This is a genomic window from Bacillus cereus group sp. MG1, assembly GCF_040460035.1.
GTDB lineage: Bacteria > Bacillota > Bacilli > Bacillales > Bacillaceae_G > Bacillus_A > Bacillus_A cereus.
In genome coordinates, this window is sequence record NZ_JARVGY010000013.1 from 1 (window position 1) to 8,558 (window position 8,558).

Below are 8,558 nucleotides of genomic sequence, written 5' to 3' on the forward strand. Positions count from 1 at the left end.
AATTATTTGGAAGGATTTGTTGTTTATGTATGGTACTTATTTGGACCTTGAAGATAGGGATAAAATAATGGGTAGTTTGTCTGATGAACAACAAGATTATTTACATAATTTTTTGAAGAGAGGTAAACGAACAGCATTTGCTAGTGTGTTAGCTAGGTTAAAAGGTGACGGATTAGAAGAGAATGCTGAACATATATCTACTCAATGGATGTTTATTGAGTATATTGATGCAGGGAAAGTTTCTAATGAACATCCGTGTGAGTGTGGTCGTCCTTTACGCTATCAATATATTGTTAAGAATTTAGTTACTAATAAAATTTTGAAATTTGGTAAGGATCATTTTGAAAGACATACAGGTTTACCTTCTAGTATTGTTAAAGCAGTTTTGAAGGGAATGTATAAGATTGATTGTGAGTTAGATGAAATTTTGAATAAAATTTCATCTGGTTGGTCTTTATTTGAAAATTTAGGTGTAAGTTCTATTCCTGATGATTTGATTATGCCTATAGATATTAGAGAGCATTTAGAATTAGATTTACCTTTATTAGATCGTCAGGTTATGAGATTAAAAGGTGATTTGAGAAGTTATAATTCATTTAAGAAGAATATTGTTGAGAAAAATGATTCTGTAGATTTTGAAATAAATGAGGGAAAAGAAGAAGGACAAGCTTCTCTGTTTGATGAAGACATTGTTTTTGGATTTGATTTAGATGATGATAATGTTCAAACTGTAAGAAGTCAGCCTGTGAAAGTGAAACCTGTTTCTATTGAGAAGAACATTTCGTATCAATTTTTAAGTTTTGTTGAACAAGAATTTATTTTGCAGTTTATACAAAATGTTAATTCTGTAAGTGTGAGACAACTATGTGAATTTATGATTAAAGAGGTAGGCTCTTTAGATAAACGTTATCTTACTGGAAAGCCTCATATTTATGTTCACGTTTGTAGTTATTTAGATTTTTTAGTCACTCAAGGCAAGTTGAGCTATATTGAGAATTTAGATTATATTGATCGTATTTATTATATAGAATCAGATATTAGTTAGAAGGGATATGTATATTATCCCTTCTATTTTTTTTATTTATTTAATCCTTTTCTTATAAGTTCTAGAATTGTTGCTGTTCTAGTAGAAATTCCATTTTCTTCTTTGTATTCGTCAACCTTTTTTAATATTGATTGTGGGATTCTCATTTCTACTCTTTCTTTTTTATCTGTCATTATTATCACCTCTCCTTGTATTGTACGGAAAAATGTCGTATAATACAAATTGTACGGAAAAAATACGTTATTTTTACGTGCAAAAAAAGAAGATTGAAGGGGATTTTATTATGTTAGAAGATAAGTTTTTGGAATCTAAGATTAAGAGATTAATTAATCAAAATGTAGTGGTTTTTACTGATGATGATGAGATTATTGAAGGAGTTCTTTTGGATAAGGATACTGGAGAAGAACGTTTGTTTGAAGTTTTACGTAAGATCTGGGGTAAGAATTTTGCTTGGTTTGGAGAAGGGATTTATATTCAATGTGAAGATACAGTAACGTTTCGTGATTATGATGAGGTAGATAATATATTTAAGAAATAGTTCTATATAAATTTATATTAAATGAGGATTATTTATAGAAAAGAGCATAAGGTTTTTTTGCTATCACTAAAGGTGACAGGTTAGACAAAGCCTAACAAAAACGTGATATCATAAATATGAGAAAATCAATGGAGTTTCAATGTGTTTCCAATGGATTTTCAATGTATATAATATGCTATTGGAAATTGTTTTTTTTGCTTTTAGATTGATAATGCTTGTAAAAGATAAAATGAAATCCCATTTATAAATGTTGTATATTTTAATAGTTTTTAAGAAGAGGTTGATGAGGATCAATGCACAGCAGCCATGTGCATTATTGTATTAGCGAATAAAAAAACGATATGTTAACGTTACCCAAAAGGATAGCTTTAACATATCGTTTTTTTTATTTTTATGCCTACTACGGTAAGGCTACACCAATTTTTTAGTTCCAACTAAGGTATGGATACTCCAAAATTAATCATCATTCTTTTGTTTTATGTTGTTGCGAAGGTGAATGAGTAACAACTCCGCTGAATATGAATCTGTTCTTTTTGTTTATGTTATTGCGAAGGTGAACAGAAAAAAACTTCGCTGAATTTCGTTTTTATTTTACCACAAATTCAATTTTTGGGTGCATTTTTAGTGACCACTGAGTGACCACTAAGTGCCACCAAATGACCATCAGAATGAAAAAATGACCACCCAGTGACCACTAATTAATAAATAGGCGTCCCAGTTTTCGTGGTCGTTTAGTGGTCACTTTTGGCGCATACAAAACGCATACTTTTAATTTTTTTCACATACAAAACGCATACAAAATGACCAAAAACGCATACAGAACGCATATGAGTAAAAAAAAGACGTCCCACTTTTTTTGGTTAAAAAAACGTTGATTTAAAGGGGCGTAAAGGGTGCTACAAGGGACACAAAACGTGCCACAAAAGTGCTTTAAACGTACACAAAATGGGCTACAAAGCCCAAAAAGGCATCCCGTAATTCACAAACTAGAAACCCAATAGGCTCAGCCTATTTCACCACTTTTTTTATAAAGTGGGATTCGGTTTCCTTATGCTCTTCTTTAAAAAAGGTTTATATGGCTTTTTAAGTTGGTAAATATTTTGTATTAAAAAAAGAAAATGCAGGATAAGGAGAGGGATACAGTTGTGTCTACGTGTATCAGTCAAAGCCTGATAGAATAATTTTTCATTGTGTACAGGGTTGTGGCCACAATTGAAAAAGGTAATACGTTTTGTGGTTACAAAATATTTATAAGGTCTATGTTACTAATGTTTTGATGTAGCATTACTAATAGATCCGATTGATTAAATAATTAATGTTTGTGGTAATTAGCGAGGAATAGCGAAGATTAGGGAAGACAGTTTTTGAAGTATATTGGAGCGAAGCATGAAGGTTTTTATACAAGTAATTGTTATAAAAAAATCAAAATGAAATGGCAGCAGGACTAAATTCAGGGTAGTTGGAGGTTTAAATACGGATATAGTGCTTGGGTCTCAAGAAGAGATAAGTATATATTTAGAGATTCTATAGAAAAAATGTTTTTAATATTTGTCGCAGAATTAGTGCTTACGCCCTAGAGGTTATGTTAGGTATGGCGAGCATTCGGCCTTAGGCGGATGCGCGCCAGGGATAGTTAAGCGTTAAGAGGATGAAAAATATTAACAAGGTAGTTATCTATAGAGGTATTTAATATATAGTTGGATTTAATTGTGAGTTATAGAAGATATAGCCGATATAACTTCAGGTATAAAGGTAGAATGAATAAAAGAAGGAACGATGTATATATTCATCAGAGTACGCAAAATCACTTCTGAAAGGTTTGAAATGTGAATCGGTAGATGGAAATGGAAAGCCTGTAAGAAGCCGTAGCAAGGCGAAGGAGTTTTATTTAGAAAAGTTTTTTGGTTTGTAAAAAGTTTTTTAAATAAAAGTTGATGTCCCGTAGGGTTGCCTAAAGGAATAGTAAACCAAGCTATTGCGTACTCCCAAACATTGTTTGGGGGACACCCGCTGTGAGCGTAAAGGGTGTGGGAATATCCCACATAAAAAATTTTTTGTGTCCCTTTTTTTAAAAAGGACGGTTTAATTTTGTGGAAAATACGGGACGTGAAATTTCATTGTGATTTATAAAGTTTATATAAATTATAAAACAAGGAGTTATATCGGTTATATCGAATGTAAATTTGTGAGGTGATTGCAATGGTTGTTATATATCAAACAACAAAACAAGCAGCACAAACATTAAATATTAATCATACAACTTTTAAAAAATATTATGGTATGTTTGAGAGATATAACGGATATAACTTCTTAAGAGATTCAAAAGGACAGGTAATGTTTAGTGAATATGATTTAGAAGTATTTAAGAGGTTATTATCAGTTAAGGCGGAACCAGGAAGGACTATAGAAGAATCTTGTAGAGTTGTTGGTGAAGAGTTTGGTATTTCGAATAAGAATCAAGTTATAACCGATATATCTCCTGAAAATGGAGGGGATAATAAGGTGATTGAAGAGTTAAAGGAATTGATTTTAATGCAGAATAATAAAATCGATGAATTAACTATTAAATTAAATGAACAATCAAATCAAACTAAGATGATTGAAACAAGCGTTGGAGATAGAGATCAGCAATTAGTTAGATTAATGAAAGAAATGTTAGAAGTGAAAAGAATGGTGGCAGCAAGTAATAAAAAAAAATGGTGGCATTTTTTTAAAAGATAAATTTAGCCGATAAGGCTTTTTTTATTTGTTTTTTTTGTTAAATATTTCTTGTTTATATGCTAGTTTTAAGATAATATTAGTAACAGAAAGAAAAAAATAGTGGTGCCATTTTGGATTCATTATTATATTGTATATACAATATAATAGCACCGTATATACAAAATCTCTTTTTTAATATGTAAATTGTGTTTTTGCATATGCGAATTGCACTTTTACATATTAGATTTGTGGATTTTAGTATTAGCTTTTGTAATAAGGAGGCTTTTTTTATGGAAAATGAAACAATTCAAGAAAAGAATAAGAGGAGACGTGTCCCTGTTAGGTTTTCTGAAATTACGGCACAAAAGTTAGATGATATGTCTGATCGCTACGGAATGTCAGTGAGTGCTTTGGTGAATTTTATTGTTGGTCAGTGGCTAGACAATAATTATGATATTAAAGATTACACTAGAGAAAAAATGATACCGGCAATGATAGAAAATGTAGAACCTCAAATGGAATCTATGCTTCAAAATCCATTGATAGCTGGAATGTTCAAGGAAATGGCTGAACAATTTGTTAAGGCTTCTAAATAAAGGAGGGATTTTGTATGGAAGAATTATTAACGAAAATTCTAGAAAAACTAGATGATGTTGATAAAAAGGTAGATAAAGTAAGTGGTGATGTGCAGGAATTGAAACAAGAATTAAAAGCACATCGTATGGAAATAGATGATAATTTTACGAAATTATATAAGTTAGTTGAAGAAAAAGATGTGGAGATTGATGTTTTAAATAAACGTGTATTTAAAAATGAGACGACAGTTGAAAAGTTAAAGAGACAAAAACATTAATTTTAAAAAGAGATTTAAGGGGAATGCTATCTTGCGAAACATTAAGGAGTTTAAGGAAATAGCTAGGAAGAATCCTGGCTATTATGTAGTTGTTTCGCCAAGCGAGAATGATACTTTTGAAGGTGTTTTATTAAGTGTTTTTTTTTAGCAAGGAAGTTGTGAAGATTGCAGAAGATATTTTCTAAGATTTTAATTCTGATAACTTGATGTTAAAAGGGATTTGTACTGGAGTTAATTTTGTGTTTTATGAAGGTATTGAAGTTATTAGAGTTTATGATTGTCCTATATTTGAAGAGGATTCTAAAAAATGTTTGAGTGTTTTAAAGAATGGTTGCATGCACATTCTTAATATTTACTTTAGTAAACGTTGAGTTTATGTAATAAAACCTGTTTGACAGTTCACTGTGTAAATGGGCGCTTTGTTGAGCGATTATTATAGAGTTATTATTGGTGAATCAAAAAAATGTTTTTTGGGGTTTGAGTAGTTCTTTACTTAACTTGTTAATATTAATAGGGGATAGAGTCGAACTTTTTTGTTTTACTATTTTTGAGGAGGTGGTTTCGTGGTCTCTCCTTCCTGTTTATCTGGTATTGTTTCTTCGAGTCTCGGTAAGTTTGTTCTTGTTAGTTGCATTGACTCTTCTGTACATCTTGGTCTTTTGGTTCCTTCTGATCTGGCTAAGAAAACTTCTTTTTTTAAAGTTGAAAATGATTTTGGATTTTCTTTGGACGATTTAGGTGTTTATAGTGATCAGATGTTATTTATTTTTACTCTTGAATCTGTATTGATATCTATTCCTTATGATCAGGTCGATAGAGTTATAACTTTTACTGGTTCTTGTATAGATCATTATAATAAATTTTATGTAGAACCTAATGAATTTTTGAATGAATTCAAATTATATATGTCTGTTTGATTATTTTACTTGGAAAGGTGTTTGTTTATGGCTTTAGACGTTTCTAAGTGTGGCAAAAAGACAGCACATCTGAAGTCTAAAGAAACTGGTAAGCATTATGCTAAGTCTTTAACTTGTAATAAATTAGAGTGTCCTAGATGTCAGCCAGTAATTGCCGCACATATACAAAAGATGGTTCGTTTTTATTCTCAACGAGAGCGTTTATTTTTCTTTAATACTCTTACATCTACTGACGGTATTAATGATTTGGAAAAGATTTTTAAGAATATACGTAAATTCTTATCTAATGAGTTCACTATTGAAGGTTATATGAAAAGAAAAAAAGTTAGTTATGAGAAAGCTGTGAAATGGTATGAGAAAAAGAAAGAAAAAACAATCCTTTCTGATGTTGAAGTAGAATTGTTTAGAATTTCTCGTTATGATGCTGTTATTTCTGTTGCTAAGCGTAAAAAAGTTTATTATAAGAATTTAAGTTCTGATGATAAAGCTAAGTTTAAGGATATATATAGTGATTTGATTTATGAAAGGTTTCTTTATATTTATGATTGTAAGTGTAAAGACCAGTCTTTAAGAGATGAATTATATAATAATATTTCTAAGCGTTTTGAAGAAAATGAATTTGTTGATTTTAAATTTATTAGAGTTTTAGAGTTTCATAAGAGTGGACAACCTCATTATCATTTTTTGAGTAATCGTTATGTACCTCATACTTTGTTAAAGAAGCTTACCGTAGAAGGTGTGAGTGAAGTTTATGATAACACTTATATTGTAGAAGATGCTTTGAGAAAAAATCCTGATTTAACTTATGATTCTGTTGATACTGATATTGTTTCTAATTATGTTTCGAAAATCACCAATTATGTTACAAAGGATACAATAGATACTTTTCTAACTATGCAAAGTGATGGTGATATTTCTAAAAAACTTATTAGTTCTAGTAATTCTATTAAGATTTTCAAAGAAAAAGATGAAAAAGATTTAAAATATATTAAATTGGGTGTTTTTGATTATCAATTGAATTCTAGTAGTTATGAAATTCCTTTAAATGTTGGGGATGTTTATGAATCAGTAGAAGGTTTTATAAAAGAGCATTCAAAAATGCTTCGAGATGAACATGCTATAAGGTTACATCATTTAGTTAGAGAATTAGATTTGTCTGATGAAATTAAATATAGTTATATGATTCATGAACGCTTGTTACAAATGTCTTCTATGGATTTCTTAGTAGAAAGACTTGGTGATTATAGAACAGAGGGCCTGACTTTTGACCAAGTGAGATTGATGAGGTCATTTATTGATAATCGTATTACTTTGCTTTTAGGACGAGCAGGAACAGGAAAAACATATACTCTTGTTAATTTGTTAAAACGTTTAAAACCAGATCCAAATAAGACAATTGTTTGTACTTATACAGGTAAGGCTTCTAGTAGGATTCGTGAATTATTTAGGGAATATGATTTACAGGATTATAAATCATTAACTATACATAAAACATGTTCTTCTAATTTTAATTCGAAGTTTTTCAAGAATGAATATAACATAATTGATTGTGCATATCTGATTATTGATGAAGTTTCAATGATTCCACGTGAGATTTTGGCGAAATTACTTCAAGCAGTTCCTAGTCATGTGAAAATCATTTTTGCGGGTGATGATGCTCAATTGCCACCTGTAAATGATACAAGTATTATTCCTGAGTTAGAAGCGTTAGATTTTGTTAATACTGTTCGATTAACACAAGTTTTCAGAAGTGAAGATGCTGTACTTGGACAAGCTTATAATGTTTTGAATCGTAAAAGTATTGATTATAATTTGTTTGGTGAGGATATGAAAGAATTGGTTTTAAAACTAATTTCGGATGGATATCAAATTCTTACAAACACAAGGAAATTAGCTAAGGATATAAATATGATTGTTCAAGCTGAAAAGAAAGATATTACACTTTGTTTTGATGATTTTAAGTATGATTTAAATGATAGAGTCATGATTATTGCTAATAGTTCGGCTAGAAATGTTAGTAATGGTGATACTGGAAAAATTGTTGATTACGATGAATGTGGTGTTTGTGTTCGTTTGGATCTAGAGGATAGAGAAGTATTTTACAAGTATGAAGATACTGAAGAAATTGTACCGGCTTATGCATTTACAGTTCATAAATCTCAAGGTAGTGAATATGAGAATGTGGCGGTATTTGTAGATAGTCAGCCGAAATTGAATACTAATAATTTATTATATACAGGAATTACAAGAGCGAAGAAAAATATAAAAGTTTATGTGCCGGATGAAATGGTTTTATCGACTATGATAAAACGTGTTCCAGAACCAGTTTCGAATATAACATTAAATAATGTTTTTGATTTAGTAAATGGGATTTTAGATATAAAAAAAACATCTTCAATGGGCTGAAGATGTTGGATTCTTCAATGGGCTGAAGAATCATAAGACTAAAATGATTGTTAAAGAATCTAATTGTATTATATATGTAATTGGTATCATGGTCTATTT

Annotated in this window: 8 protein-coding genes; 7 read left to right on the plus strand and 1 reads right to left on the minus strand. The window is 30.2% G+C overall.

Annotated elements, in window-relative coordinates:
• Nucleotides 1–1,045 (plus strand): DUF3895 domain-containing protein (locus QCI79_RS34855; RefSeq protein WP_353842283.1); only part of this gene is annotated, 1,045 nt, incomplete at its 5' end.
• A gap of 32 nt (nt 1,046–1,077) precedes the next feature.
• On the opposite strand, the gene QCI79_RS34860 is transcribed toward QCI79_RS34855, so the two are convergent.
• Complete coding sequence (locus QCI79_RS34860; protein ID WP_000130115.1) at nt 1,078–1,218, minus strand: ribbon-helix-helix domain-containing protein; 141 nt, start codon at nt 1,216–1,218, stop codon at nt 1,078–1,080.
• Nucleotides 1,219–1,328: 110 nt separating this feature from the next.
• Here QCI79_RS34860 and QCI79_RS34865 point away from each other — a divergent pair, with 110 nt between their 5' ends.
• The 6 genes from QCI79_RS34865 to QCI79_RS34890 all read left to right on the plus strand — a co-directional run bounded on the left by QCI79_RS34865 (nt 1,329) and on the right by QCI79_RS34890 (nt 8,459).
• Nucleotides 1,329–1,583, plus strand: a complete 255-nt coding sequence (locus QCI79_RS34865) for a hypothetical protein (RefSeq protein ID WP_000888628.1) — start codon at nt 1,329–1,331, stop codon at nt 1,581–1,583.
• A 2,199-nt stretch (nt 1,584–3,782) separates the two neighbouring features.
• Complete coding sequence (locus QCI79_RS34870; RefSeq protein ID WP_021728862.1) at nt 3,783–4,304, plus strand: DUF3967 domain-containing protein; 522 nt, start codon at nt 3,783–3,785, stop codon at nt 4,302–4,304.
• Nucleotides 4,305–4,573: 269 nt separating this feature from the next.
• Nucleotides 4,574–4,879: a hypothetical protein gene (locus QCI79_RS34875; protein ID WP_021728859.1), complete on the plus strand. Its 306-nt coding sequence runs from the start codon at nt 4,574–4,576 to the stop codon at nt 4,877–4,879.
• Nucleotides 4,880–4,893: 14 nt separating this feature from the next.
• Nucleotides 4,894–5,136, plus strand: coding sequence for a hypothetical protein (locus QCI79_RS34880; RefSeq protein WP_000391897.1), 243 nt, complete (start codon nt 4,894–4,896; stop codon nt 5,134–5,136).
• 563 nt (nt 5,137–5,699) lie between these two features.
• A complete protein-coding gene (locus QCI79_RS34885) occupies nt 5,700–6,053 on the plus strand; it encodes a hypothetical protein (protein WP_000254575.1) in 354 nt (117 codons plus the stop codon).
• Between the two features lie 27 nt (nt 6,054–6,080).
• Nucleotides 6,081–8,459 carry an ATP-dependent DNA helicase gene (locus QCI79_RS34890; protein WP_021728860.1) on the plus strand — a complete coding sequence of 793 codons (2,379 nt, stop codon included), beginning with the start codon at nt 6,081–6,083 and terminating at the stop codon, nt 8,457–8,459.
• The last annotated feature ends 99 nt before the right edge of the window (nt 8,460–8,558 follow it).

Coding starts and splice junctions, on each gene's coding strand:
- QCI79_RS34890 (WP_021728860.1), top strand. CDS start 6,081: ATGGCTTTAGACGTTTCTAAGTGTGGCAAAAAGACAGCACATCTGAAG.
- QCI79_RS34875 (WP_021728859.1), top strand. CDS start 4,574: ATGGAAAATGAAACAATTCAAGAAAAGAATAAGAGGAGACGTGTCCCT.
- QCI79_RS34880 (WP_000391897.1), top strand. CDS start 4,894: ATGGAAGAATTATTAACGAAAATTCTAGAAAAACTAGATGATGTTGAT.
- QCI79_RS34860 (WP_000130115.1), bottom strand. CDS start 1,218: ATGACAGATAAAAAAGAAAGAGTAGAAATGAGAATCCCACAATCAATA.
- QCI79_RS34865 (WP_000888628.1), top strand. CDS start 1,329: ATGTTAGAAGATAAGTTTTTGGAATCTAAGATTAAGAGATTAATTAAT.
- QCI79_RS34870 (WP_021728862.1), top strand. CDS start 3,783: ATGGTTGTTATATATCAAACAACAAAACAAGCAGCACAAACATTAAAT.